Origin of the sequence: Nocardioides sp. P86 (assembly GCF_023712465.1) — a bacterium.
Taxonomy (GTDB): domain Bacteria; phylum Actinomycetota; class Actinomycetes; order Propionibacteriales; family Nocardioidaceae; genus Nocardioides; species Nocardioides kribbensis.
Map to the genome: position 1 here is coordinate 276,267 of NZ_JAMAYE010000001.1, position 25,334 is coordinate 301,600.

27 protein-coding genes are annotated in these 25,334 nt (G+C 74.8%); 7 read left to right on the plus strand and 20 right to left on the minus strand.

Annotated elements, in window-relative coordinates:
* Position 1: 1 nt before the first annotated feature.
* Together M3673_RS19490 and M3673_RS01285 are read right to left on the minus strand one after the other, a co-directional pair.
* A complete protein-coding gene (locus tag M3673_RS19490; RefSeq protein WP_251530998.1) occupies positions 2–679 on the minus strand; it encodes a response regulator transcription factor in 678 nt (225 codons plus the stop codon).
* Positions 680–707: 28 nt separating this feature from the next.
* The gene (locus tag M3673_RS01285; protein WP_193664458.1) at positions 708–1,184 is read right to left on the minus strand and encodes a DUF2231 domain-containing protein; all 477 of its coding nucleotides are present in this window, start codon (positions 1,182–1,184) and stop codon (positions 708–710) included.
* Positions 1,185–1,494: 310 nt separating this feature from the next.
* Between M3673_RS01285 and M3673_RS19495 the strand changes: the two genes are divergently transcribed.
* Positions 1,495–2,592: a zinc-dependent alcohol dehydrogenase family protein gene (locus M3673_RS19495; RefSeq protein ID WP_251530999.1), complete on the plus strand. Its 1,098-nt coding sequence runs from the start codon at positions 1,495–1,497 to the stop codon at positions 2,590–2,592.
* Positions 2,593–2,698: 106 nt separating this feature from the next.
* Positions 2,699–3,709 carry an alpha/beta hydrolase gene (locus M3673_RS01295; protein ID WP_193664462.1) on the plus strand — a complete coding sequence of 337 codons (1,011 nt, stop codon included), beginning with the start codon at positions 2,699–2,701 and terminating at the stop codon, positions 3,707–3,709.
* A 26-nt stretch (positions 3,710–3,735) separates the two neighbouring features.
* Here M3673_RS01295 and M3673_RS01300 read toward each other — a convergent pair whose 3' ends face one another.
* The gene (locus tag M3673_RS01300; RefSeq protein WP_251531000.1) at positions 3,736–5,070 is read right to left on the minus strand and encodes a cytochrome P450; all 1,335 of its coding nucleotides are present in this window, start codon (positions 5,068–5,070) and stop codon (positions 3,736–3,738) included.
* An 81-nt stretch (positions 5,071–5,151) separates the two neighbouring features.
* Between M3673_RS01300 and M3673_RS01305 the strand changes: the two genes are divergently transcribed.
* Positions 5,152–5,874: a TetR/AcrR family transcriptional regulator gene (locus tag M3673_RS01305; protein WP_251531001.1), complete on the plus strand. Its 723-nt coding sequence runs from the start codon at positions 5,152–5,154 to the stop codon at positions 5,872–5,874.
* On the opposite strand, the gene M3673_RS01310 is transcribed toward M3673_RS01305, so the two are convergent.
* Positions 5,853–6,572, minus strand: a complete 720-nt coding sequence (locus tag M3673_RS01310) for a vitamin K epoxide reductase family protein (protein WP_251531003.1) — start codon at positions 6,570–6,572, stop codon at positions 5,853–5,855. The two genes, M3673_RS01305 and M3673_RS01310, sit on opposite strands and share 22 nt — an antisense overlap.
* 221 nt (positions 6,573–6,793) lie before the next feature.
* Here M3673_RS01310 and M3673_RS01315 point away from each other — a divergent pair, with 221 nt between their 5' ends.
* Positions 6,794–7,009, plus strand: a complete 216-nt coding sequence (locus M3673_RS01315) for a DUF6458 family protein (RefSeq protein ID WP_193664469.1) — start codon at positions 6,794–6,796, stop codon at positions 7,007–7,009.
* 8 nt (positions 7,010–7,017) lie between these two features.
* Positions 7,018–7,242, plus strand: a complete 225-nt coding sequence (locus M3673_RS01320) for a hypothetical protein (RefSeq protein WP_251531004.1) — start codon at positions 7,018–7,020, stop codon at positions 7,240–7,242.
* 103 nt (positions 7,243–7,345) lie between these two features.
* On the opposite strand, the gene M3673_RS01325 is transcribed toward M3673_RS01320, so the two are convergent.
* From M3673_RS01325 to M3673_RS01335, 3 genes are all read right to left on the minus strand, one after another.
* Positions 7,346–8,029 (minus strand): response regulator transcription factor, encoded by a 684-nt coding sequence (locus M3673_RS01325; RefSeq protein WP_251531005.1) that lies wholly within the window; start codon positions 8,027–8,029, stop codon positions 7,346–7,348.
* 73 nt (positions 8,030–8,102) lie between these two features.
* On the minus strand, positions 8,103–8,774 hold the full coding sequence (locus tag M3673_RS01330) for an ANTAR domain-containing protein (RefSeq protein WP_193664475.1): 672 nt from the start codon (positions 8,772–8,774) through the stop codon (positions 8,103–8,105).
* A 160-nt stretch (positions 8,775–8,934) separates the two neighbouring features.
* On the minus strand, positions 8,935–10,215 hold the full coding sequence (locus M3673_RS01335; RefSeq protein ID WP_251531006.1) for an MFS transporter: 1,281 nt from the start codon (positions 10,213–10,215) through the stop codon (positions 8,935–8,937).
* A 64-nt stretch (positions 10,216–10,279) separates the two neighbouring features.
* Here M3673_RS01335 and M3673_RS01340 point away from each other — a divergent pair, with 64 nt between their 5' ends.
* Entirely contained in the window at positions 10,280–11,341 is a 1,062-nt protein-coding gene (locus M3673_RS01340) for a LysR substrate-binding domain-containing protein (protein WP_251531007.1), read from the plus strand.
* Here M3673_RS01340 and M3673_RS01345 read toward each other — a convergent pair.
* Entirely contained in the window at positions 11,329–13,506 is a 2,178-nt protein-coding gene (locus M3673_RS01345) for a glutamine synthetase III (protein WP_251531008.1), read from the minus strand. The two genes, M3673_RS01340 and M3673_RS01345, sit on opposite strands and share 13 nt — an antisense overlap.
* Positions 13,507–13,911: 405 nt before the next feature.
* Entirely contained in the window at positions 13,912–14,379 is a 468-nt protein-coding gene (locus M3673_RS01350) for a hypothetical protein (RefSeq protein ID WP_228943154.1), read from the minus strand.
* Positions 14,380–14,578: 199 nt separating this feature from the next.
* On the opposite strand from M3673_RS01350, the gene M3673_RS01355 reads away from it, so the two are divergent.
* Complete coding sequence (locus M3673_RS01355; RefSeq protein ID WP_251531009.1) at positions 14,579–15,370, plus strand: response regulator transcription factor; 792 nt, start codon at positions 14,579–14,581, stop codon at positions 15,368–15,370.
* Between the two features lie 76 nt (positions 15,371–15,446).
* On the opposite strand, the gene M3673_RS01360 is transcribed toward M3673_RS01355, so the two are convergent.
* The 11 genes from M3673_RS01360 to M3673_RS01410 form a co-directional block, all read right to left on the minus strand.
* The gene (locus M3673_RS01360; RefSeq protein WP_251531010.1) at positions 15,447–15,839 is read right to left on the minus strand and encodes a hypothetical protein; all 393 of its coding nucleotides are present in this window, start codon (positions 15,837–15,839) and stop codon (positions 15,447–15,449) included.
* Positions 15,836–16,519 carry a signal peptidase I gene (locus M3673_RS01365; RefSeq protein WP_227489146.1) on the minus strand — a complete coding sequence of 228 codons (684 nt, stop codon included), beginning with the start codon at positions 16,517–16,519 and terminating at the stop codon, positions 15,836–15,838. Before M3673_RS01365 ends, M3673_RS01360 begins: the two co-directional genes overlap by 4 nt.
* A 197-nt stretch (positions 16,520–16,716) precedes the next feature.
* Positions 16,717–17,355 (minus strand): TasA family protein, encoded by a 639-nt coding sequence (locus tag M3673_RS01370; protein WP_193664485.1) that lies wholly within the window; start codon positions 17,353–17,355, stop codon positions 16,717–16,719.
* 282 nt (positions 17,356–17,637) lie between these two features.
* Positions 17,638–19,155, minus strand: a complete 1,518-nt coding sequence (locus M3673_RS01375) for a PepSY domain-containing protein (protein ID WP_251531012.1) — start codon at positions 19,153–19,155, stop codon at positions 17,638–17,640.
* Between the two features lie 191 nt (positions 19,156–19,346).
* Complete coding sequence (locus M3673_RS01380; RefSeq protein WP_251531015.1) at positions 19,347–20,096, minus strand: hypothetical protein; 750 nt, start codon at positions 20,094–20,096, stop codon at positions 19,347–19,349.
* Between the two features lie 587 nt (positions 20,097–20,683).
* Entirely contained in the window at positions 20,684–21,055 is a 372-nt protein-coding gene (locus M3673_RS01385; protein ID WP_056904448.1) for a hypothetical protein, read from the minus strand.
* A 146-nt stretch (positions 21,056–21,201) separates the two neighbouring features.
* On the minus strand, positions 21,202–21,813 hold the full coding sequence (locus M3673_RS01390; protein WP_251531017.1) for a GNAT family N-acetyltransferase: 612 nt from the start codon (positions 21,811–21,813) through the stop codon (positions 21,202–21,204).
* Positions 21,810–22,217 (minus strand): secondary thiamine-phosphate synthase enzyme YjbQ, encoded by a 408-nt coding sequence (locus M3673_RS01395; protein ID WP_251531022.1) that lies wholly within the window; start codon positions 22,215–22,217, stop codon positions 21,810–21,812. Before M3673_RS01395 ends, M3673_RS01390 begins: the two co-directional genes overlap by 4 nt.
* 69 nt (positions 22,218–22,286) lie before the next feature.
* Positions 22,287–24,212 carry a M3 family metallopeptidase gene (locus tag M3673_RS01400; RefSeq protein WP_251531023.1) on the minus strand — a complete coding sequence of 642 codons (1,926 nt, stop codon included), beginning with the start codon at positions 24,210–24,212 and terminating at the stop codon, positions 22,287–22,289.
* Positions 24,213–24,315: 103 nt separating this feature from the next.
* Positions 24,316–25,032 (minus strand): DUF3105 domain-containing protein, encoded by a 717-nt coding sequence (locus tag M3673_RS01405; RefSeq protein ID WP_251531024.1) that lies wholly within the window; start codon positions 25,030–25,032, stop codon positions 24,316–24,318.
* Positions 25,032–25,331, minus strand: a complete 300-nt coding sequence (locus tag M3673_RS01410) for a thiamine-binding protein (protein WP_056904452.1) — start codon at positions 25,329–25,331, stop codon at positions 25,032–25,034. Before M3673_RS01410 ends, M3673_RS01405 begins: the two co-directional genes overlap by 1 nt.
* Positions 25,332–25,334 lie beyond the last annotated feature (3 nt).

The following is a 25,334-nucleotide window of genomic DNA, read 5'->3' on the forward strand; positions in this document are numbered from 1 at the left end:
CTCACGACTCCGCGACCCGGTAGCCGATGCCGCGCACCGTCTCGATGACCACCGGCGACCCGATGCCGGCCAGCTTGGAGCGGATGCGCCGCAGGAAGCTGTCGACGGTGTTGTCGTGCACCACCGACCCGTCGGGCCAGGCCGCGGCGACCACGACGCGGCGTCGCACCACCTCGCCGGGCCGGGCGAGGATCGCGGCGAGCATGCGGTACTCGGTGGGGGTCAGCAGCACCTCGCCGTGGGCGGTGCGCGCGGCGTGGGCGACCGGGTCGAGCCGCAGCCCGCCTCGACCCGCGGCGTCGGCGTGCGCACGGGCCCGCCGGGCCACCAGCACGTCGAGGCGGGCCAGCAGCTCGGCCAGGTCGAAGGGCTTCACGACGTAGTCGTCGGCGCCGGCGGCGAAGCCCTGGAGCTTGTCGCGCACCTCGCCGAGCGCGGTGAGGAAGAGCACCGGGGCGGTCTGCCCGACCGCCTGGAGCGCCTGCACCACGTCGCGGCCGTCGGCGTCGGGCAGGCCGATGTCGACCACGAGGGCGCCCAGGGCCGTGTCGTCGGCGAAGAGGCGCAGCGCCTCCCCGCCGTCGTGGGCGGCCACCACGTCGTGACCGGCCTGTCGCAGACCGCGCACGAGCACCTTGCGGATGCTCTCCTGGTCCTCGCAGACCCCGATGCGGGCCACGGCGGCGTGTCCTGGGCCCGGTCGCGGATCAGCGCGGCGCGGAGGCGCTGACCCGGTCGCCCCAGACCGCCTTCGCGCCCGAGTCGCCCACGCGGTAGACCTGCACCGCGGTGGCCAGCGCGGCCACGACGGCGAGCACCGCCACGACGGTCGTCAGCCACGAGGGGCCCGGGGCCGGCTTGCCCGCGGCCGAGCGGCGCGCGAGCACCACCATGACCAGGGCGAGCACCAGCAGCGGGATCGCGAACCACAGCAGCTGCTCGCCGAGCTCGGCGTGCTCGCCGGGGTCGCCCACCCGCTCCTCCAGCGCCTCTCCGCTCGAGGTCGCCACCGGCACCAGCACCGTGGCCACCGCGGCGATGCCGACCAGCAGCGGGCCGAAGGTCACCCGCCAGCGGGGCCGGACCGCGAGGGCGATGGTGCCGAGCACGGCCAGCGGCAGCAGCACCACCACGGCGTGCACCACGAGCGGGTGGACCGGCAGTCCGTTGATCAGGTCGAACACAGTGGCCTCCAGGAGCCGTGCGCCGGAGCCGACTCCCGGCCCGGAGCGCCCGGGTGGCGGGCGCCGGGACCGATCATCCCCGCCGCCACCTGCACGCAACCTGACCATGATCGCCGCCCGCGCGGCCGGCGTCACGCGGCTCGCCGTACCGGTGGGGTGCTGGGGTGGCCCGGGTGCGCGGGTCCTACTGACCGTTGCGACCTCTACCTGACAGTCATGACGGTCAGGTAGTGGTCGCAACGGTCAGTAACATGCGCCCGCGGCGCCGACCACGGAGCCGCGGACCGTCGCGACACCCAGGGGAGCACCGGTGCGAGCAGTCGTCGTCGAGCAGTACGGGCAGGCACCGGTCGTGCGGGAGGTCGCCGACCCCGAGCCGCCCCCGGGCGGGGTGGTGGTGCGCGTGCACGCCACCGGGCTGTGCCGCAGCGACTGGCACGCGTGGGCCGGCCACGACGACGGCGTCACCCTGCCGCTCGTGCCGGGCCACGAGCTGGCGGGCACGGTGGTCGCCGTGGCCCCCGACGTACGCCGCTGGCGCGTGGGCGCCCGCGTGACCACGCCCTTCGTCTGCGGCTGCGGGCGCTGCGCGTGGTGCACGAGCGGTCAGGCCCAGGTCTGCCCCGACCAGACCCAGCCGGGCTTCACCCACGACGGCTCCTTCGCGGAGCTGGTCGCGCTGCGGGCCGCCGACACCAACCTCGTGGCCGTGCCCGACGCGGTCGGCGACGCCGCGGCGGCCAGCCTGGGCTGCCGCTTCGCCACCGCCTACCGCGCCCTGAGCGCCCGCGCCGACCTCCGCCCCGGCGAGTGGGTCACCGTCGTGGGCGCCGGCGGGGTCGGCCTCAGCGCGGTGATGATCGCGGTGGCCCGCGGGGCGCGCGTCGTGGCCGTCGACCGCTCCCCCGCCGCCCTCGACCTGGCCCGCCGCCTCGGCGCCGAGCACACCGTGCTCGCCGCGGAACCGACCGACGGGCACGAGGCCGGGCGCGACGCCGGCCCCGGGCCGAGCCGGGTCGCCGAGGAGGTGCACGACCTCACCGGCGGCGGCAGCCACGTGGCGCTCGACGCCGTGGGCAGCGCGGCCACCTGCGCCGACGCGATCCACAGCCTGCGCCGCCGCGGGCGCCACGTGCAGGTCGGCCTCCTGCCCGCCGTCGACGGCCACCCGCCGGTGCCGATGGACCGGGTGGTGGCCTGGGAGATCGACGTGCTCGGCAGCCACGGCATGGCCGCGGCCGACTACCCCGCCCTGCTCGCCGAGGTCGAGCGCGGCGCGCTGCGCCCCCAGGACCTGCTCGAGCGGGTCGTCGACCTCGACGAGGGCGCGAGGCTGCTGCCCGGCGTCGCCACCGCGTCGCCGGCCGGCATCACCGTGATCGACCCGCGCCTGCCGGTCCGCGGCTGAGCCGGCGCTACCGGCGTACCCCCGCGCAGGGCCGCAGGGCGCCGCGCGATGTCCGGACAGGGGGAAGCCTCCCGCGGCACGGGCCGGCCCTGCCATCATCGGAGCCATGAGCACCGACAGCGCCGACGCCACCGCCACCGGGGTCACCTGGACCCCCGACCTGCTCGGCGAGGGCTACGAGCAGCACGTGATGGACCTCGGGGAGGACCCCGACGGCGAGGGCGAGGTCGCGGCGGTGCTCGTGCGGCGCGGCGTGCGCGAGGGCGAGTCCGTGCGCGGCGCGACCCTCTACGTCCACGGCTTCTCCGACTACTTCTTCCAGACCGAGCTGGCCGACTTCTTCGCCGAGCGCGGCCAGGCCTTCTACGGCCTCGACCTGCGCAAGTGCGGCCGCGCGCGCCGCGAGGGGCAGACGGCCCACTTCGTCAGCGACCTGGCGCAGTACGACGCCGAGCTCGACCGCTCCCTGGAGCTGGTGGCCGCGGCGCACCCGGGCGTGCCGGTCACCGTGGTCGCGCACTCCACCGGCGGCCTCATCGCCCCGCTGTGGCTCGACCGGCGCCGCCGCGCGGGCCGGCTCGCGCCGATCGCCGGGCTGGTGCTCAACAGCCCCTGGCTCGACCTCCAGGGCAAGCCGGTCATGCGCGGCCCGGTCACCTGGGCGGTGCGGGCGCTGTCGAGGGTGCGCCCGCTGCGCGCCCTCGACCTGCCCGAGGGCACCTACGGCGAGACGCTCCACGTCAGCGGCACCGGGGAGTGGGAGTTCGACACCGTCATGAAGCCGCTCGAGGGGTTCCCCGTCACCGTGGGCTGGCTCAACGCCGTGCGCCGCGGCCACGCCAGGCTCCACCGCGGGCTCGACGTGGGCGTGCCCTCGCTGGTGCTGCGCTCCGACAAGACCTACTACTCCTCGCGCTACTCCGAGCGCAGCGACCGCGCCGACACCGTGCTCGACGTGCGCCAGATCGCCCGCTGGTCGGGCTGCCTGGGCTCCGAGACCACGGTCGTGCCCGTCGTCGACGCCCGCCACGACGTCTTCCTCTCCCTCGCCGAGCCCCGCGCGGCCGCCTACGCCGCCGTCGACGCCTGGCTGCGCACCCACGACCTGGCCGGCTGAGGCCCCCGGGCGCACGGCGGGCCGCGTCAGCCCAGCGTGACCGGGAGCCGGTCGAAGCCGCGCAGGATGCGGGTGGTGCGGCGCCGGGCGCCGGGGGCGAGCGCGAGGTCGGGGAAGCGCTCGACGACCGCGCGCAGGCCGACCTCGCCCTCCATCCGCGCCAGGGCGGCGCCCAGGCAGTAGTGGCGCCCGGAGGAGAACGACACGTGGTCGGCGGCGTTCTCACGGGCCACGTCGAAGGTGTCGGGGTCGGCGAAGACGTCGGGGTCGCGGTTGGCGGCCGCGAGCAGCGTGGTGACCGCGGCGCCGCGCGGCACCGGGACCCCGGAGAACGCCGTGTCGCGCAGCGTCATCCGCCCCGTGAGCAGCACGGGCGGGTCGTAGCGCAGGACCTCGTCGACGGCGTTGGGCCACAGCCCGGGCTCGGAGCGCAGCCGGGCGAGCTGGTCGGGGTGCTGGAGCAGCAGGGCGACGCCGTTGCCGAGGAGGTTGACCGTGGTCTCGAAGCCCGCGGCGAGCACGAGACCGGCGGTGGCCTTGAGCTCGGCGTCGGTGAGGGCCACGCCGTCGTCGGAGCGGGCGGTGACGAGCTGGCTCAACAGGTCGTCACCGGGGCTGCGGCGCACCTGGTCGATGTGGTCGCTGAGCCACGCCTCGAAGTCGGTCAGCGACGACTCCACGCGCCGGAAGCCGCCCCAGGTCAGCCCCAGGTCGAGGCTGGGCGCCGCGCCCGTGCCGAAGTCGAGCACCCGGCCGCGGTCGGCGGCGGGCACCCCGAGGATCTCGGCGATGACGGTGACCGGGAGCTGGGCGCAGTAGGTCTCGACGAGGTCCACCGCGGCGCCCGGCTCGCGGCGCGCCTGCGCCTCGAGGTCGTCGAGCAGCCCGGCGGCGATCTGCTCGGTGCGCTCGCGCAGACCCTGCACGGCCTTGACCGAGAAGACCCGCGTGACCAGCTTGCGGTAGCGGGTGTGGTCGGGCGGCTCGGTCACCAGCAGCGAGGGCGGGGTCAGCGGACCGATCGGCGCCTGCCGGGCGGCCCAGTGGCCGATGCGACCGAGCACGCCGCCGGGTGAGAACTCCACCCCGGCCCGCACGTCGGCGCTGGTGAGCACCTCCTTGACCACCGGCTGGGAGGCGGTGACGAAGGCGAACTTCGAGCGGTGCAGCGGGCCGTCGGCCCGGATCGCCTCGAAGAGCTCCAGCGGCACGGTCTCCCCGTCGCGGGTCGCCTCGATCAGGCGCCCGTGCAGGTCGCCCTGCTTGGCCGCGCTGCGGATCGCCGTGGCCGGCAGCGCGTGGCCGAAGCCCCACCGCACCGCCGAGGCCGCCCGGCCGCCGACCTGGTCCTGGATGCTCATGGGCCCACCTCTCCTCGCCGACACCGGCCACGACCTGGGATACCGATCGGTATCGAGTACTGGTGAGTATCGTAGCCACCGATGTCAACCTCCCCCGAGCACCGCCCCACCACCGCGGGCGCCGTCGACGGCGTTCCCGATCCCGCCGTGCGTCGTCGACCCCCGCGCGACGCGGTCCGTCGTGCCCTGCTCGACGCCGCGGCCGAGCTCTTCGCCCGCGGCGGCATCGACGCCACCAGCCTCGACGACGTGGCCCGCGCGGCGGGCTTCACCAAGGGCGCCGTCTACTCCAACTTCGGCAGCAAGGACGGTCTGGTCGACGCCCTGGCCGAGGACCGGATCTCGGCCTACCTCGACCTGGGCCTGGCCGCCGTCAGCGACGTGGCGGTGCCCCTGGAGCAGCAGGCCCGCGACCTGGGCGACCGGCTCAGCGCCGCCGCCGAGGAGCAGCGCGACTGGCACCTGCTCTTCCTCGAGCTGTGGCAGCGCGCGGTGCGCGGCGAGGGCTCGCAGGCCTTCCGCGAGCGCCGTCGTGACCTGCACGGGGCGGTCACCGCCGCCATCGCCGAGCACGTCGACGCCGCCGGGGTCGCCGCCCCGCTGCCGGCCGAGGAGCTGGCCACGGTGCTCATGGCGCTCTCCAACGGGCTGGCCATCGAGCGGCACGCCGACCCCGGCTCGGTCGCCGACGACCTGCTGGGGCGGGTGCTGGTGGTGCTGATGGGTGCGGCTCCCCCGGGACGACCCGCTGACGTGGCGCGCGAGCAGACCCGGGGCGAGGCTCAGAGCAGCGTGGACCAGTAGTCCCAGAAGCGCACGCCGATGAGACCCACCACGACGACGAGCGCGAGGAGCAGCACCAGCGCGTGGGCGTCGCGCAGCAGCGCGGTGAGCGAGGAGTCGCGGGCCCGCTCCCCCAGCACGCCGCTGCTGAGGTTGCGCAGCGTGACGTACCAGAAGACCGGCACGACCACGCTCCACACGACCATGCAGTAGGGGCACAGCGCGCCGATGCTGTAGAGGCTCTGGTCGATCAGCCAGGCCACGAAGACCAGGCCCACGGTGGCCCCGGCCTGCAGCCCCAGCCACCACCAGCGCGGCAGCCGCACCCGGGCCAGCACCAGCGCCCCCGTCACGACGAGCACGGGGAAGGCCGCGATGCCGATCAGCGGGTTGGGGAAGCCCAGCAGCGAGGCCTGGTCGGTCGCCATCACCGAGCCGCAGCTCAGCACGGGGTTGATGCTGCAGCTGGGCACGTAGGAGGGATCGGTGAGCAGCTTGATCTTCTCCACCGCGAGGGTGAACGCCGCCAGCCCCCCGACCAGTCCGCCGAGCAGCAGCAGCCAGCCCAGCGCGCGGTCGGCGTACGCCGCACCGCCGCCGCCACCGGCCGCGGCGCCGCCGTCGTGGTCCGGGTCGTGGTCCGGACCGTGGTCCGGGTCGTGGAGGTGGTCGGGCGGGACCGACCCCTGCGGGTCGACGACCTCGGCACGCTGCGACACGGGGCACCCTCCTGCCACGTCGGGTCGGGACACTGGGCCCGACGGGCGCATCGGCACCCTCGAGGATGGTATTCGACCCCGGCCGCACGCACCTGAGTTCACCCTGAGGGGCTCTTGTGAGGACCCGGGCACTCCGACATCGTGGATCGGACGGCTTCCGCCGTCAGCCCCACCCCACGCGCACCACCTCCGCTCCACGGAGTCTCAGAAGGAGTCATCTCATGGTCATCGGCCTGGGCATCGTCCTCATCGTCGTCGGACTCGTCTTCGTCCTCGACGTCATCACCCTCGACCTCGCCAACGTGGAGGACACCACCCTCGGGTGGATCCTGCTCGCCGCCGGCGTGCTCGCGATCGTCGTGTCGCTCATCGTCAACCAGCAGCGCACGCGCAGCGTGCACGTGACCGAGCGTCGCGACACCCTCCCCCCGCGCTGAGCAGCCGCGTGAGCGCCGCCCACTCGCTGGAGGGCCCCACCAACCCGCCCGTGCTCCACCTGGCCACCGCGGCCCCGCTGCCGGCTCCCGAGCCGCTGCGGGCCGAGGGGGTCCGTCTCGATCTGCCCCGCACCCACCAGCACCTGTGGGACCTGCGCGGCGTGGAGTTCGAGGACGGCCTGACCGTGCGCTCCTACGAGTGCACGGGCTGCACCGACGTGCTCTTCCGCTGAGCCGTCGTCACGACGGCACCCAGCAGCGGGACCCCGCCGGCAGTCGCCGGCGGGGTCTCGTCACGTCGGGGTCCACCACCGCGACGACCTTGCCGGGCGGTGCTCAGTCGCGCTGGAGCATCCGCGAGCGGTCGGGCTCGAAGCCGTGGGACATGCCGTAGGCCACGGCCTGGGAGCGGCTGGTGACCTCGAGCTTGCGGTAGGCGGTGCGGATGTAGGTCTTGACCGAGTTGATGCTGAGGTAGGTGCGCTCGGCGATCTCCTGGTTGGTCAGGCCCTGCACGATCAGCGCGAGCATCTCGCTCTCGCGGCCCGAGAGGCCCAGGTCGCGGCCGGGCCAGCTGACGGCGTCGCCGGTGGCGTCGTCCTCGGTGCCCTCGTCGTCGCCACCGCTGCCCATCGGCGGCACGACCCGGGCGCCCGCGTGCACGCGCTCGATCGACTCCACGAGGTCGGCCGACGACATCGACTTGGCGAGGTAGCCCGACGCGCCGGCCTTGAGGCTGTCCTGCACCAGGGCCTCGTCGACGTTCCAGCTGTAGACGGCCAGGCGGGCACCGGCGGAGCCCACCTCGTGGACCAGGTCGCGCAGCTCGGTGCAGGCGCCCTGGGTCTGGGCGAAGCTGTCGAAGAGCACCACGTCGACGTCGCTCTCGACCGGCACGTTGACGGCCAGCTCCACGACCTCGACCCGGTCGGCGAAGGGCGCCAAGGCACCCGCGAGGCCCTTCACGACCAGCTCGTAGTCGTTGACGATCGCGAGGCGGATGGGGGAATCGGTCGACACGAGCCCGACCCTACTCACGCCGCACCCCGGGGGCGAGCCGTCCCACCCGTGGGGAGGTGATCCGCGTGCGGGGTCAGGGTGAAGCGCGGCCGATGACGGCCCGCGCCAGCTCCGCCTCGGTGAGCCCGAGCCCGAGGGCGGTCTCGCGCAGCCGCTCGCGCGCCGACACGACATCGAGGTGGAGCAGGGCGGCCCACACGCCCGTGGCCGTGTCGATGGCGGCGCGGTCCTCGGCGCGACGCGGAGCCTCGCAGGCCTCGACGCGTCGGGCGAAGCCGAGGTCGGCGTCGGACACGGCGCCCGGCGCCCACGCGTCGAAGAGGCGCGCCAACTCGTCGTGCCGGCCGACGAAGGCGCCGGGCGAGGCGGCGTAGAGGTCGATCGTGCCGACGACGTCGCCGGCCCTCAGGATGGGCATCGTCAGCGTGCTCCCGACACCGCGGGCGGCCGAGGCGCGACCCGACGTGCTCCACGACGACTCCTGGCAAGGATCGTCGGACGCCGCGGGCTGGGCCACCGCGGACGTCGCGGTCTCGAGGCAGGGGCTCGCCGCACGCTCGGCGGCCGAGGCCTCGACCGTCAGCACGAGACCGAGGTCGGCGTGCTCCCACGTGAGCCCGATGCAGTCGGGCACGACCTCGCGGGCCCGCTCGCCCAGCAGGCAGAGCCAGCGCAGGACGTCGTCGTCCACCGAGGCGGCGTCGAGGTTGTCGACCGCGGCCACGGACTCGGGGATGGGCTGCACGGTGCACCTCCCGCCTCATCTGCCTCCATGGTGCGGCCGACCCCGCGGGGACGAACCACCCCTCGGGGTGCCTCCCGGCCCCGCCCGGTCCGTGCGGGGTCGGACCGGTCCGCGACGGCGGGCGGGACCGAACGTGACAGGGCGCGGGGCCGCGGCCCTCTCAGGCGGCCGAGCGCCGAGAGGAGCGGCCGGTGCGGGCCAGGAGCACGGCGGTCGCGACGCCGGCAAGGACCACGAGGGCGCCGACGCTGGCCACCGTCAGCGACCAGCCACCGGCGCGCCAGCCGAGCCCGACCAGGGCGCCGAAGACCGACGAGCCGACGTAGTAGGAGGCGACGTAGAGCGCGCTGGTGCGCGCCGGCTGGGCCGAGCCGACCACCGGGGCCCAGCCGCTGGCCACCGAGTGGGCGCCGAAGAAGCCGGAGGTCAGCACGACCAGGCCGACCACCACCAGCCACAGCACGTCGGGCAGCGTGAGCAGCAGACCTGCGCCCATCACGGCCACCGACACCACCAGCACGACCGCCCGCCCGACCCGGTCGGCGGCGCGACCCGCGACCGCGGACGCCGCGGTGCCGGCGAGGTAGGCCAGGAAGACCAGCCCGACGACGGCCGCGGGCAGCTCGAAGCCCGGACCGGTGAGCCGGTAGGTGAGGTAGTTGTAGGTGGCCACGAAGCCGCCCATGAGCAGGAACGGCAGGGCGAGCACCGCCAGCACCGCCGGGTCGCGCAGCAGATCGACCACCCGCCCCGGGGGCGGCGGCACCCCGATGGTGCTGGCCACGCCCGCCGCGGGCCCCGGCACGAGGCGCAGGAAGGCCAGGGTCGCGAGCAGGGCGCAGACGCCCAGCGCCACCACGGCCCAGCGCCAGCTGCCGGCGAGGTCGACGACCGCGGAGGTCACCACGCGCCCACCGACGCCGCCGAGGGAGTTGCCGGCGACGTAGAGCCCCATCGCCGTCGCCAGGCCGCGCGGGTGGACCTCGGCCGCGACGTGGCCCATCGCCACGCCCACCACCAGCGCCAGGGCCGCGCCGGTGAGGCCGCGCGCCACGAGGAGCAGCGGGTACGTCGGCGCCACCGCGCTCAGCAGCGTCAGCACCGCGGCGACGAGCAGGCCGAGCCGCATCGTGGCGACGCGTCCGCGCTGGGCGCCGATGCGGGTGGCGGGGATGACCAGCAGCGCCAGCAGGCCGGTGGTCACCGAGATGGTGAGGCTGGCCCGGGTGGCGTCGACGCCGAAGTCGGCGCCGATCTCCGGCAGCAGCGGTTGGGTGGCGTAGAGCATGCCGAAGGCGGCCAGCCCCGCCGCGCCCATCGCGAGGTTGAGGCGGCGAAAGTCGCGCGAGCCCGGGAGGTGCCCCGCGGGACCCGCCGGCGCAGGCGCGACGGGCACGCCGGCGCGGGTGGCCGTGGGGTCCAGGTCGCTCGGGCGTCTCACGTGCTCCAGTCTCTCCCGCCGCCGCTGATGACTCCAATGCACCGGTCGACCTAGACTCATGCACGTGCAGCATGACTCCGCCGGCTTCCTGCGACCACCCGAGGAGTTGCTCGCCGTGGCGCGCACGGGTCACGTCACCGATGCCGCCGCCGAGCTGGGCGTGCCGCAGCCGACCCTGAGCCGCTCCCTGGCGCGACTGTCGGCCGAGGTCGGCGCCCCCCTCCTGCTGCGCCGGGGACGCGGGATCGCACTCAGCCGTCACGGGCGACTGCTGGCCGACGCCGCCGAGCGGGCCGTGGCGGAGGTCGAGGAGGCCCTGCGCGCCATCCGGGCCGAGGTCGACCCCGAGGCCGGCCGGGTGCGGCTCGGCTTCCAGCACGCCCTCGGCGCCGACCTGGTGCCGCGGGCGCTGCGGGTCTTCCACGACCGTCACCCGCGGGTGACCCTGCAGCTGGCCGAGGGCGGCGCCGAGCACCTCGTCGCCGACGTGGCCGGCGGCCGTCTCGACCTCGCGCTCGTGGCCGTGCTCGAGCCCTCGACCGGGGCGGGACTGGCCTCGCTGGTGCTCGGCACGCAGCCGCTGCGCGTGCTGCTCCCCCGCGGTCACCACCTGGCGGGTCCGGGCGACCACGGGGCCTCGGGGCGTGGCGCGCGGGGGGCCGAGGACGGCCGCGCGGGGCCGGTGACGCTCGCCGACCTCGCCGAGGAGCCCTTCGTGGCGATGGCGTCCGGCTACGGGCTGCGCACCATCACCGACGCGATGATGCGCGAGGCGGGCGCACCGCGGCGCCCGGCGTACGAGTGCGAGGACCTCGCGACCGCCGGCGGGCTGGTCGCGGCGGGCCTGGGCTTCACCGTCGTGCCGGCCGGTGTCGACTACCCCGGCACGGTCGAGGTCGCCCTCGACGCCGGGGCGCGGCGCGCGGAGCGCGTCGTGCAGCTGGTGTGGTCGAGCGCCGGGCCACCGGCCCCCGTGACCGCGCTGCGCGACGTCCTCGAGGAGACCCTCCCGGGCCTCCTCGGGGCGTCACCGCCCCGCGACGACCGCGCGGGTCGCGCCGCAGGCCACGACGCGGGGCCCCGCGCGGGTCACAGCGCAGAACACGGTGCGGGTCACAGGACGTAGAGCATCTCCTGGTAGGTCGGCAGCGACCACAGGTCGTCGGCCACGAGGCCCTCGAGGGTGTCGGCGGCGGCCCGCACGGCCGCCATCGCGGGCAGCACCCCGTCGCGCACCGCGGTCGCCGCCGCCAGGGCGTCGGCGGGGTGCTCGTGGGCGAGCGCGGCGCCGAGGTCGGCCAGACCGGTGCGCAGCGCGGCCAGCGGCTCGGAGACCGACAGCAGCGTGGAGGTGTCGGCCTCGACGCCGGCCGCCTTGAGCGCCGCGACGTTGCCGGCCAGCTCGGTCTGGTAGCGCAGCGCCGCGGGCAGGACGATCGTCGTGCCCATCTCCAGGGTGAGGTTGGCCTCGACGCCGACGCTGAGCACGTACTGCTCCAGGCCGATCTCGTAGCGGCTGTGCATCTCGCGCTCGTTGAAGACGCCGTAGGCCGAGAACAGCGCGAGCGCCTCGGGGGCGATCAGCTCGGGCAGGGCGTCGACGGTGGTGCGCAGGTTCTTCAGCCCCCGCTGCTCGGCCTCGACCGGCCACTCCTCGGAGTAGCCGTTGCCGTTGAAGATCACCGCACCGTGGTCGCTGATGACCTGGGTCAGCAGCGCCTGCACGGCCTCGTTGAAGTCGGTGCCGGCCGCGACGGCGTCCTCGAGGAAGCTCGCGCAGTGGTCGAGGGCCTCGGCCATGATCGTGTTGAGCACCACCATCGGGCCCGCCACCGTCTGGTTGGACCCCGGTGCGCGGAACTCGAAGCGGTTGCCGGTGAAGGCGAAGGGGCTGGTGCGGTTGCGGTCGCCCGGGTCCTTGGTGAGGTTGGGCAGCGTGTCGACGCCGATCGTCAGCGTGCCGCGCTCCTTGGAGCGGGTGGCACCGCCCTTGGCGATCTGGTCGAAGACGTCGGCGAGCTGGTCGCCGAGGAAGACCGAGATGATCGCCGGCGGGGCCTCGTTGGCGCCGAGGCGGTGGTCGTTGGAGGCCGAGGCGACCGAGGCCCGCAGCAGCCCGCCGTACTGGTGGACGCCGCGGATGACCGCGGCGCAGAAGACGAGGAACTGCGCGTTGTCGTGCGGGGTCTCCCCCGGCACGAGGAGGCTGCCGAGCTCGGCGTTGCCCAGCGAGAAGTTGACGTGCTTGCCCGAGCCGTTGACGCCGTCGAAGGGCTTCTCGTGGAAGAGGCACTCCATGCCGTGCTTGCGCGCGACCGACTTGAAGGTGGTCATGAGCAGCTGCTGGTGGTCGGAGGCCTCGTTGGCCCGCTCGAACATCGGCGCCACCTCGAACTGGCCCGGCGCGACCTCGTTGTGGCGGGTCTTGGCCGGGATGCCGAGCTTGAAGAGCTCGCGCTCGGTGTCCATCATGAAGCCGAGCACGCGCTCGGGGATCGCGCCGAAGTAGTGGTCGTCGAACTCCTGGCCCTTGGGCGGCCTGGCGCCGAAGAGGGTGCGCCCGGCGTTGAGCAGGTCGGGGCGGGCCATGAAGAAGTGGCTGTCGACCAGGAAGTACTCCTGCTCGGGGCCGCAGTAGGCCACGACGTTGTCGGGGTCGTCGTGGCCGAAGAGCGTGAGCACCCGCTTGGCGTGGACCGACATCGCCTGCTGCGAGCGCAGCACGGGGGTCTTGTGGTCGAGCGCCTCGCCGGTCATCGAGATGAAGACGGTGGGGATGCACAGCGTGTTGCCGTTCGGGTTCTCCAGCACGTAGGCCGGGCTCATGACGTCCCACCCGGTGTAGCCGCGCGCCTCGAAGGTGTTGCGCAGCCCGCCGTTGGGGAAGCTCGAGGCGTCGGGCTCACCCTGCACCAGGGTCTTGCCGGAGAAGGACGCGAAGGCCGTGCCGTCGCCGACCGGGTCGAGGAAGCTGTCGTGCTTCTCCGCGGTCAGGCCGGTGAGGGGGTAGAAGACGTGGGCGTAGTGCGTGGCGCCCTTCTCCATCGCCCAGTCCTTCATGGCCGAGGCCACCGCGTCGGCGACGTCGGGGTCGAGCGGGGTCGACCGCTCGATGGTGGAGACGACCGACTTGTAGACGCTCTTGGGCAGCCGCTTCTGCATCACGGTGAGACTGAAGACGTTCTGCCCGAAGATGGCGCCGGGCTCCTCGCCGGGGTCGAAGCTGATCGGCGGAGCGACGGTGGCCTCGACGGCCCTCATGGCCTGCAGGCGGACGGGATTGGCGCTCATCGGTGTCTCCTCGGACGGCGGGGCGGTAGCCGGACCGTAGGGGTCGCGCGTGTCGGGGGTGTTTCGCCCGGGTCACGTGGGCCGCCGGGGCCACGCGATGCGCGTCACGTGCTCGGTGGCTGGGCCGGGAGGAGGGGCCGGGTGGAGGGGCCGGGAGGACGGCGGACCGAGCGGGGCGAGGACGCGTCTCGGAGCGGGGCTCGACGAGGACGTGTGTGCCAGGCCGCGGCTTCTGGGGGGCATCAGTCGCGACCTGGCTCCCCCAGTGTGACGCGCCGGCATCGGTAAAACACGCGATCACGCGAACGTGTCGACTTTTCCGTGCCGGCGGACTAGACCGGGGCCGACCCGCTCACCCGAGGGGTCCTCGACCGCGTCCTGAGCCAGGTCCCGTGTCCGGCGGGCTCAGAGCGTGCCGCTGGCCCTGCTGCTGCCCGGGCAGGTGAGGTCGCGGACGTAGGGCTCACCGGTCCAGCCCTTGAGGGTCGAGGTGATGGTGAGGCGGTAGGTCTGCGCACCGGCGATGAGCCCGGTCTCGTAGCGCAGGGCGGCCGAGCGGGACGTGGAGTCGACCGCGTCGCGGGTGACCCCGGCGCGGGAGAGCCGGTAGGCGTAGGTGGCCCCGCTCGGCCCGGCGTCGGTGAAGGAGTCGACGTCGACGTCGATCGCCTCGTAGCCGATCGTCAGGATGCTGAAGCGGGTGCACGTCCAGGTGCCGGTGACGCCCGTCGGCATGGCCATGCCCGCTGTGCCGACGCTCAGCGAGGCCTGCTGCTGGCCGGAGAAGCGGGCCGAGGCCAGCTGCGGCAGGCACACCAGGAACGCCGTGAGCGCGACCAGCACCAGCACACGGCGACGCAGGCTGTGGCTCATGGCGTCCTCTCGGCGGGGCGGCGCGGTCGGGTGGCGCGGTCGGTTGGCGCGGTCAGTTGGCGCGGTCGGTTGGCTCGGGGTCGGGTCGTCGGTCGGGTCCTCGCCCACGGGTGGGCGACAGGACGAGTCTGTCCGGAGGGTCTCAACCGATCCGCCGACTTGCCTCAAGGAATCCTCAAGGTCTGAGAGGATCGTCCCGATGTCAGTCACGGGGAGCATGACCAACGGCAGCGGCACCACCACCGAGGAGCGGCGCGCCCTCGTGGTGGAGGACGACGAGGACATCCGCGCGCTCATCGAGCTCTCCCTGCAGTCGCAGGGCTTCGCGGTCACCACCGTCGACAACGGCCTGGCCGGGGTGGAGACCATCCGCACCCTCGACCCCGACCTGGTGACCCTCGACCTCGGGCTGCCCGGCATCGACGGGATCGAGACCTGTCGTCGCATGCGCGAGCTCACCGACGCCTACGTCATCATGATCACCGCCCGCGACGAGGAGATCGACAAGCTCCTCGGCCTCGAGACCGGCGCCGACGACTTCCTGGCCAAGCCCTTCTCGGTGCGCGAGCTCAAAGCCCGGGTCAACGTGCTCTTCCGACGCCCCCGCCGCCTCCCGGTGGGCGAGGGCCGGGCACCGGCGACCGGTGACCCCGCCGCGACGTCGCCGGCACCCGCGGCCCCCGCGGCGCCCCCGTCGCACGAGGTGCTCGACCACGGCCCGCTCCGCGTCGACGTCGACGGGAGGCGCGCCTTCCGCGACGACAGGGAGCTGACGCTGACGCGCACGGAGTTCGACCTGCTCACCGAGCTGATGCGCAGCCCGGCGCGGGTGTGGAGCCGCGAGTCGCTGCTGCGCTCGGTGTGGGGCACCGAGTGGGCCACCGACACGCACCTGGTGGAGGTGCACATGGGCAACCTGCGCCGCAAGCTCGGCGCCGGCCGGCTCATCCACACCGTGCGAGGCGTGGGCTACCGCATGGAGGCCCTCTGAGGCGCCTCCCCCCAGGCGCCTCAGAGGGCTGTCTCCCCCGGCCCGCGGGCGGCCGGTGGTCGGTGGGTCGTGCGGGTCAGCTGCGTGCGAGGTAGCCGTCGAGCGCGCGCTCGGTGCACCCGGTGACGGCGCGCAACCGGGCCAGGCGGCAGCGGGCGGCCTCGCGGTCGCCCCGGCGTACGTCGCGCGCGAGGCCCTGCGCGACCTCCGCCAGGCAGCAGGCGCCGACGGCTGCGGCCGAGGTGCCGAGGCTGAGCACCGCGTCGAGCACGTCGACGTCGGCGGGCTCGGTGGCCGCCGCCGCGGGCGGGGCGAGCACGCTGGTCACCCGGGTCACGCGCCCGGGGAGCATGCGGCGGTAGGTCCGGGCGAAGGTCAGGGCCGAGGCGGGGCAGAGGTCGAGCGCGAGCTCCCCCAGGACCGACTCGTCGAGCACGGCCACGCCGCCGCAGAGGTCCTCGGCGCTCACCGCTCAGACCCGGCGGGCTCCCGGAGGACCTCGTCGGTGCCGTCGGCGGTCTCGGGCGTCCCGGCGCCGGGCTCGCCGTCCTCGTCGCGGGCCCAGATGCGCACCAGGCCGAGCACGACCAGCAGGCCCAGCGCGCCCCACAGCACGCCGTGCTGCACGACGGGCGCGCGCAGCCACTGGATGGCCTTGCCGACGTGAGGCACGACCGCGGTCATCTGCCACACGGTGTCGCCCTCGAGCGTGGCGGTCCAGGGGTCGACGCCCTCGTTGGCGTCGCCCTGGGTCTGCACCGCGACGCTGCCGTCGTCGCCCCGGACCACCTTGGTGATCCGGTGGGTCTCGACGCGGTGGTCCTCGATCGGGATGTGGTAGCTGATCACGTCGCCGACCTCGACGTCGGCGGCCGGGCGCGGCACCGTCACCACGACGTCACCCGGGCTGATCCCCGGCTCCATGCTCCCGGTGAGCATCGTGGCCGTGCGGTAGCCGAAGACGTGCGGGCCCACGGCCAGCAGCAGGAAGGCGGCCAGGCAGGCCACCAGCACCAGGCTGGTCACGACGTTGCCCAGCACGTGAAGCGCCCCGCCGGCCGTGGGCCGGACGACGACCCTGCTCGACCCGTCGCCGCGGTGCTTGGCGGAGGACTCGGTCGCCGCGGTGGTGGCGGTCGAGCTGCTCATCGTGTCCTCCTGGTCGCTGATCCGGTCTGGTCTGGTCTGGTCTGGGTCGGGCTGGCGGGGCGGGCTGGGCGGTGGAGACCCGTGCGGCCACGAGGGCACCCCTGGCCGCACGGGAGAGGAGGGTCAGGTCGCCCTGCGACCCGGGGCCGAGCCTCCCGCGCGGCCGGCAGCGGCGTCCGCGGCCGCGCGGGAGGGGGTCACTGGAAGTCGCCGGCGCGCTGCGTGGCGAGGAAGGAGTAGTTGATGGTGCTGGTGAGGTTCTGGAAGGTGTTGTCGGCGGCCTCGGGCAGCGTGAGGGTGACACGGAGGAAGGAGGTCTTCGCCGCGGCGTTGAGGGCCGTGGTGACCACCGGCAGCATCGTGTTGGCCTGGAGGACGCGACCGCTGGCCAGGACGGGGGTCTCCGTGCCGCCGCAGGTCAGGGCGTTGGTGGAGCCGACCTGGGTCCAGGCCTGCGAGCACTGGTCGATCCGCATCTGCAGACCCTTGGTGGCGTCGCCGGTGAGGACGTTGGCGGTGGAGCTGGTCGTGGTCAGCGCGACCGAGCCGAAGGTCTCGTCGGCCGAGCCGCGGGTCAGCGTCAGCGCCCGCTGCACGGTGTCGGTCGGCACCAGTTTGGGGATGGCGACGTCGAAGCCGCGCGCCGGGTTGCTGGCGGTCAGCACGACGGTGCCGGTGGTGGTGGCCTCGGTGGCGCTGGTGGTGGAGGTGAAGGAACCGAACGTGCCGAGACCGGCGACCGACGCCGCACCGGCGACGAGGGCGACCGAGGCGGCCAGGCGGGTGGCGCCCTTGGAGACCTTGCGGGTGGTGGCCTTGCGGTGTGCAGTGCGCATCGGGAGTCCTTCGAGTCGGGTGGACCAGCCCTGCGCCGGTCGCTGTTGCTTGATGACCAGAACTCTGGCGCTCCAGCCTCAAGCCACGACGCGGCAGATCCACGACGTTGCCTCAAGGAACGCGCAAGCCGGGGCGACCCTCTTGAGGTTCGCCCCGGCTCGGGGTGCGCTGCCGCCGTACGGCGCTCGGTGTGGCCGCCGATCGCACGCGGCGGCCGGGCGGTGACGTCGTGCGAGAGGTGGAGGCGACCCCACGACCCGCACGAGGCCCCGCCGGGCGGGTCACACGGTGTCGAACCACCCCGCCAGCGCCGGCACCCGTCGCAGCACGAGTTGGTCGAGGGCCAGCACCACCAGCAGCGACAGACCGAAGAGCGGCAGGACGATCCCGAGGGCGACCAGGCCGACGAGCAGCACGGGGCTGCCGCGCAGCGGCATGCGTCCACGCGGGGCGCCGATGCGTGCCGCACCCCGCGGGCGACGGCGCCACCACATGAGCGGACCGGTGACGCAGGCCGCGATGATGCCCACGCACATCAGCGCCGCACCCCAGAACGACCACAGCCCGAGGCTGCGTCCCTCGTGCAGCCCGATGCCCTGCGAGACCACCTTCGCCAGGGTGGGGTAGTCGTCGAAGCCGTAGGTGGAGACCACCGCGCCGCCGAAGCGGTCGACGTGCACGGTGCGCTCGTCGGAGGGTGCGTCGAAGGCGTAGCCGATGACGGAGTAGACCCCCGCCTCGTCGGTGCTGGTGTCGGGCACCGCGACGGTGAAGGGGTGGCGCAGGCCCTCGGCCTCGGCCACCTCGACGGCGGTGTCGATGTTGGCCACGCTGCCCTCGGGGTCGCCGGTCGAGCGGGGCACCTCGGAGGCGCCCATGCCCCACGGCACGTCCTGCACGTGGCTGTGCGGCAGCGACTCGTCGAGGCTGGAGGTGGGGTCGGACAGGGCGCCCGGGTCGGTGCTCCACAGCGAGCTGCCACGGTCGGTGGCGAGCTTCTGCACCGTCTCGCCCCACACCCCGGTCCAGGGCAGGCCCGAGACGAGCAGGAAGAGCAGCCCGACCCCGACGCCGGCGCCGAGCCACCCGTGCCGCGAGCGCAGCCGGGCGCCGGGGCGGTCCTTGGCCCGGGCGCGGCGACGGGCCTTGGCGCCGCGGACGAAGAGGTAGTAGCCGGTCAGCGCCATCACGATCGCCCAGCAGGCGCCGAGCTCCATGAGGTGGTCGCCGAAGCGCCCGGCCATCAGGTCGGCGTGGATCCTCACCGCCGTGCCCGACAGCGTCGTGTCGGGGTCGAGGGAGCCGAGCACGTCGGGGCCGTAGGGGTCGACGTAGACGTCGCGCGGACTGCCGTCGGCCTCGACCACGGAGAAGGCCGTGGCGTCGTCGGCCTCGAGCGGCTCGCGCATCGAGACCACGGTGACGTCGGGGTAGACCCGCTCGAGCGCGGTCTGCTGGGCGGCGTAGGACTGGCGGACCTCGGTGGCCGCGGGGGTGTCGATGTGCATGAGGTCGCCGTGCATGAGCGGCTCGATCTGGAAGCGGAAGAGGTAGATCAGCCCCGTCACCGACAGCACGAGCAGCACGGGCACCACGAGGAAGCTGGCGAAGAAGTGCCAGCGCCACATCGCGCGGAAGAGGCCCGACCCGCCCTTCTTGCGGGCGCGTTCGTCGCGCGGAGGTCGCGGTCGGCGAGCCGGGGTGGCGGTGGGGGCCGCCTGGTCGGTGGGCGGGTCGGTGGGCGGGCGGGTCGGGGTGGCGCGCGTGGGTGCGCCGGGACGGGCGATGGAGTCGGTCACGGTCTCTCCTCGAGACGGCGCCGCAGGGCGACCGCGCGGGCCGAGCCCCGGCGGGCCCGTGGTGGCGGGCCCGGGCCGGGGCGTGGCGCGGCAGCGGTGGGTGCGGACGCAGGGACGCGCGACGGCGGGGCCGTCGCGTCGGACGATGCTGACGAGGGCCGACCGCCTCGTGCGGTCGGACCGGGGTGCGGTCAGGCGAGGAGGGCCGGCGGTCCCCGGCGTACGACGCTGCGCGCCAGGTGCGCCACGAACGGCGCGGGGTGGTGGGAGGTCGGCACGAGGCGGCCGCGCGCGGGGGCCGGCAGCGACCGCCCGCGGGCCCAGGCCGCGAGCAGGCGCCACGGCGCGGCGAGCACCGCACCGGCGAGGGCCACGAGGGCCCACAGCGCGTGCTCCCCGACGGCGAGCCACAGGCCCACGAGGGCGGCCGCCAGCAGGTGGGCGGCCATCATCGGGGCGTGGGCGGCCAGGTCCTCGACCAGGTGGCCGAGGGTCAGCGAGGGTCCGGAGGCGAGGTCGCCGGCGGGGCCGGTGTAGGCGTCGAGCAGCGAGCCGACCCGTCGCCCGTCGACCTGCGGCAGCGACGCGGAGGCGGCGTGCGCCGCTCCCCCGGCCGGCGTGGCCGTGGTCGGGGCGTCGCCGACGTGACCCGCGGTGGCGCTGAGCACCACGTGGACGGCGGCCTGACCGCCGACCAGCAGGATGACCAGGCGCAGCGTCGAGGCCGGCCGGGCGAGGAGCGCCGCACTCAGCACGAGGGTCACGGCCGTGAGCAGGGTCATCACCACCGGGCCGGGCAGCAGGCCGTCGGCGGTGACGTGGCCGGCGGCTCCCAGGAAGAGGGTCACCGTGGCCAGCAGGGCCGCGCGGAGCCAGAGCACGACCGGGTCGACCCGCGGCTCGGCGGCCGGGGTCGACGGGAGGGCGGTGCTGTGGGACATGACCAGGCGATTGTCGCACGGCCCGGTCGACTTTCGGCCGCGCGGACCCGGCCCAGCCCCGGCGCGCTCGTGGTGGGTCGGCCGAGTCGCCGCTGCGGACGTCGTGCGCCGCACCCGGACGTCATGCGCTGCGTGGATGCGCGTCCACCCTCCGCATGAGCCGCGCGACCCGCGTCGACCCCAGCACGCTTGACCGCCTCGGCCCGCACCCGGCACTGCAGGCCCGGGACGTGCGGGCCTGGGGTCGTCCGCGCCACGGTGTGGCCGACGCTGGAGGAGTGCCGCGGGTTGGTCGAGCGTTCGCGTCCGACCCCGAGACGTGCGGCCCCGGGGTGTTCGCACCGCGGAGTGGCCCACGTTGGGGCAGTGCCGGGGGTTGATCGAACGTTCGTTCAACCCCTGGACGTGCGGACGTTGGGTCGTCTGCACCGCGGTGTGGGCGATGCGGGAGCGAGGCCCGCCCCGGACGTCATGCGCCGCGTGGACGCGCATCCACCCTCCGCATGACGCCCCGCGACCGGCACCGCAGGCGAGGCCCGTTGCCGGGCCTCCAGTCCGCGGCCGGCCGACCGCGGAGCGTGGGAACGTCAGAGCCGCGGACGGAAGCGGCGTCCCCGCACGGCCTCCTCCACCAGGCCCACGGCGCGCCGCGCCCCGGCCAGGCGGGCGTCCTCCCGCAGCCAGGTGTCGACGACGGCGTCGACGACCTCCGGCTCGACCAGCCCGCGCAACTCGGCACGGGCCTCGCTCAAACCCCGGCGGCACGCCAGCTGACCCGCCTCGACGTGGAGCACCGCGAAGCGTGCCAGCACCACGAGGTGGCGACGCAGCACGGGGTAGGAGCGGTGGTCGGGCGGGCACAGGTCGAGCAGCCAGGCCTCGGCACTGGCCTCCCACTCGGGCGCCCCCGGGGCGCGCACCTCGGCGGGCCAGCCGGGCGGGGCGACGGGGAGGCTCACGACGCCACACTACATGATGATCGAACACACGTTCGATCCGTCGTGTCACCAGACACCGTGTGGGGCTGAGACGACGCCAGGCGCCTGCACCCCTGCCGTGGCCTGACTCAGCCCCGGCCCGCACCGCGCCAGGTGCCCCTTCCCGCCTACTGGTCCCCCGACCGGCCGCCCGGCTCGGACTCCAGCTCGGCCAGGAGCGGGTCGCGCAGCCCCACGCAGTCGAGCTCCCAGAAGGCGTCGCGGTAGACCAGCGGCCCGGTCAGCGTGCCGTCGTGGGTCGAGAGCAGGGCGACCTGGAAGGCGGCGGGCGGGATGCGGGGCGAGGGTCGCTCGAAGCCGTGGTCGCCGGCCGGGGCGAAGCCCCGCGCGGAGTAGTAGGCCGGCGATCCCTCCAGGAACACCGCCGGCCACCCGTCGGCCTCGGCGGCGTCGAGCGCGGCCGCGAGCAGCGCGCCGCCCACGCCGGCACTCTGGTGGTCGGGCGCGACCGACAGCGGGCTGAGCACCAGCACCTGGCGCAGCCGCTCACGCGTGTCGACCCAGCACTGGGTGAGCATCACGTGGCCGACGACGGCGCCGCCGACCTCGGCGACCAGGCCCAGCGCCACCGCCCGCGAGGCCTCCAGCCGCTCCACCAGGCGGGCGACGACCTCGCCCTCCTCGCCGAAGGCGGCGGTCACGACCCGGGTGATCGACTCCCGGTCCTGGGGGTGCACCGGGCGCACGACCAGGTCGCGCCCGCCCGGGCCAGCGCTCACGCCGCCCCCAGGAAGCTTAGCCGCACCTGGCGCTCGGGGTTGTCGACGTTGAGGTCGACCAGGCAGATGCTCTGCCACGTGCCGAGGGCCAGCCGACCCTCCAGCACGGGCACCGTGGCGTACGGCGGCACCATCGCAGGCATCACGTGGGACCGGCCGTGGCCCGGCGAGCCGTGACGGTGGCGCCACCGGTCATCGGCCGGCAGCAGGTCGGAGAGCGCGGCGAGCAGGTCGTCGTCGCTGCCGGCGCCGGTCTCGAGGATCGCGATGCCCGCGGTGGCGTGGGGCACGAAGACGTGCACGAGCCCACTGCCGCGGCCGGCGCAGAAGTCGGCCACCTCGGCGGTGAGGTCGAGCACGCGCTCGCGGTCACCGGTGTGGAAGGTCCGGGTCTCTGAGTCCATGGCGCCGATCGTGCCAGCCGGGTGCTGCCCCGACCCACACCCCGCCGGTCGACTCCCCGCGGCGGGTCCTCAGCCCTCGAGCCAGGCGCGGAAGGCACGGGCGTCGTAGGGGCGGCCGAGGAAGTCGGCGACCAGGTCGGCGGCGTCCTTGCTGCCGCCCGCGGCCAGGACGGTGTCGCGGTAGCGGGTGGCGACGTCGGGGGCGAAGAGGTCGTCGACGTCGAAGGCCGAGAAGAGGTCCTTGGCGATCACCAGGCTCCACATGTAGGTGTAGTAGGCCGAGGTGTAGCCGCCGAGGTGGCCGAAGCCGGTGTGGAAGTGGGTGCCGGGCAGCGCGGCGAAGGCGGCGTACTGCTGCGACAGCTCGTGCAGGCGCGCGCCGAGGTCGGCGGGCCGATCGCGGTGGAACTGGTAGGAGACGGCGGCGTAGAACATCTGGGTGCGCGCGTAGTAGCCCTTCCCGAACTCCTCCGCGGCGCGCATCCGCTCCACCAGCGCAGCGGGGATCGGGGTGCCGGCGTCGTCGGTGGCGAAGGTGGCGAGCACGTCGGCGTCCCAGGCCCACTCCTCGAGCATCTGGCTCGGCGCCTCGACGAAGTCCCACTCGGTGGCCACGCCCGAGAAGCGCACCCACGGGTGGCGACCGGCGAGCACGTGGTGCATGAGGTGGCCGAACTCGTGGAAGAGCGTCACGACCTCGGAGTGCTCCATGCGTCCCCGCCCGACGTTGCACACCAGCACGCCCTCGGGCAGCTGGCGACCGGCGACGCCGCTGACCAGGTCGAACTGCGCGGCGTGGTTGTACTTGCCCGGGCGCGGGTGAAGGTCGAGGTAGATGCGCCCGAGCAGCTGTCCGTCGAGGGACACGTCGTGCACGCTGACCTCCTCGTGCCAGGTCGGGGCGTCGGGCACCGCGGTGTAGGTGAGGCCGAAGAGCCGCCCGGTGACCTCGAGCAGGCCCCGTCGTACGCGGGTGAAGTCGAAGTACTCCCGCACGGCCTGGGCGTCGACGTCGTACTGCTCGCGGCGCACGAGCTCGCCGTAGTGGCGGCTGTCGGCCACGTCGACCTGCTCGAGCTCGGGGTGGTCGCGGCGCGCGCGCTCCAGGAGGACGGCGACGTCGCGGTCGGAGGCGGCGAGGGCGTCGGCGGCGATCCGGTCGACGAACTCCCCGATCGCCTCGCCCGTGCCGATCATCTTGACCTCGGCGTCGAGGTCGGGCCAGCCGGGGAACCCGAGCGTGGTGGCCTGCTCGTGGCGCACGTCGAAGAGCTCGCGCAGCACCGCGTCGTTGTCGGGGGCGAGGGTGAAGAAGGTGCGCGCGACGGCGTGGCGGGCCTCCCGGTCGGTGGAGAAGGCCAGGAAGGGGTGGGTGTCGGGGTAGTCGGTGGTGATCGCGACCCGGCCCTCGGCGTCGGCCGGGTGGGCCGCGACGTAGTCGGCGGGCAGACCGGTCAGCGCCGCCGCGGGCACCCGGGTCACAGCAGCACCGTCGCGGATGTTGCGGGAGAAGGTCTGGGCCAGGTCGCTGGCCCGCTCGGAGAGCTCGGTGAGGCGGGCTCGGGTGGTCTCGTCGCGGTCGACGCCGGAGCGGCGGAAGTCGCGCAGCGCGTCGGCCAGCACGCGCCGTGCGCCGTCGTCGAGGCCCTCGGTGGGCACGGCGGCGAGACGCTCGAAGACGGAGGCGTCGAGCAGCAGGGCGGTGCGGAAGCGGTGCAGCTCCTGCTCGCTGGCCTCGGCCGCCTCGCGCAGCGGGGCGTGGGGGTGCACCTGCGCGAGCAGCGAGCAGACGGCGAAGGCGTTGGAGAGCTCGACGAAGAGGTCGTTCCACCGCTGGAGCGCGGCCGGGTCGCCGGGCTCGAGGGCCCGCAGCCCGTCGGCCAGCGCGCGGGCCGCCTCCAGCCCGCCGGTGCTGCGCGTCTCGAGCAGCGCGCGCCACCCGTCGCGGTCGTCGACGGCGGGCAGGGCGAGCGGGGCGAGGGCGTCCTGGGTCACGCCGGCGAGGGTAGCGCCGCGGGCCGACACCCGGCGCGCGCCGACACCCGGGGCGCGGGCGCGGTGCCGGCCGGTCGACGGGACGTCGACGGACAGGCCGGCCTCAGACCGGGGTGCCGGCCCCGGCGGCGTCGGCCGGGTCGATGCCGCCCTCGCAGGAAGCGCCGAACTCCGGGGCGGTCTCGCCATGGCCGAACTCCTGCAGGAACATCGCCAGGCGCGGGTCGTCGGCGCCCTCGAGCTCCAGCTGCACGCCCCACACGGTGACGACCACCGGGGCGGCCTGGCCCTCCCAGGGCGAGAGGATCCCGTTGGCGGGCAGCACGTCGGCGAGGGCGGCGACGTCGTCGGCGGGCAGGCCGGGCTCGTAGGTGAGCACCACCGTGCCGTGCTCGAGATCGTGCACGAGGTTCTCCGCCGGGACCTGGGTGTCGTAGGCGCCGCAGTCGAGCCACTCCTGGGCGTGCGGGCCGCCGACGGGCGGCGACTGCGGGTAGTCCACCGACCCCTCGACGTGGTCGCGGCGCAGGTCGGCGTACTGCTCGATGGCCGCGAGCGTCGCCTGCTGCTCGACCGGCTCCTCCGAGCGGGTCACGAGGATCGGCACGACCACGGCTGCGGCGACCACCGCGACGGCGCCGACCAGGGCCAGCGCGAGCCGGGTCGTGCGTCGCGGCGCGGGCGGAGGGGGGCCCTCCGGGCCGACCGGGTACGGCGACCAGCCCGGCGGCACCTGCGGGGGCGGGCCGGCCGGCGGCGGGCCCGGCGGTCCGGGGGGCGGACCGGCCGGGGGCGGGCCCGGCGGAGGGATGCTGCTCATCAGCCCTCGAGGATCCGCTCGACGCGCTCGACCTTCGCGCTGAGCTGACCCTCCCACCCGGGGCGGATGTCGGCCTTGAGCACGAGCCCGACGCGCGGGGAGACAGCGGCCACGACGTCGACGGCGCGCTTGACCACGGCCATCACCTCGTCCCACTCCCCCTCGATGTTGGTGAACATCGCGTTGGTCTCGCACGGCAGGCCCGACTCGCGCACGACCCGCACGGCGGCCGCGACGGCCTCCGAGACGCCGCCGGTGTCGTCACCGCTGGTGGGAGTGATGCTGAAGGCCACGATCATGGG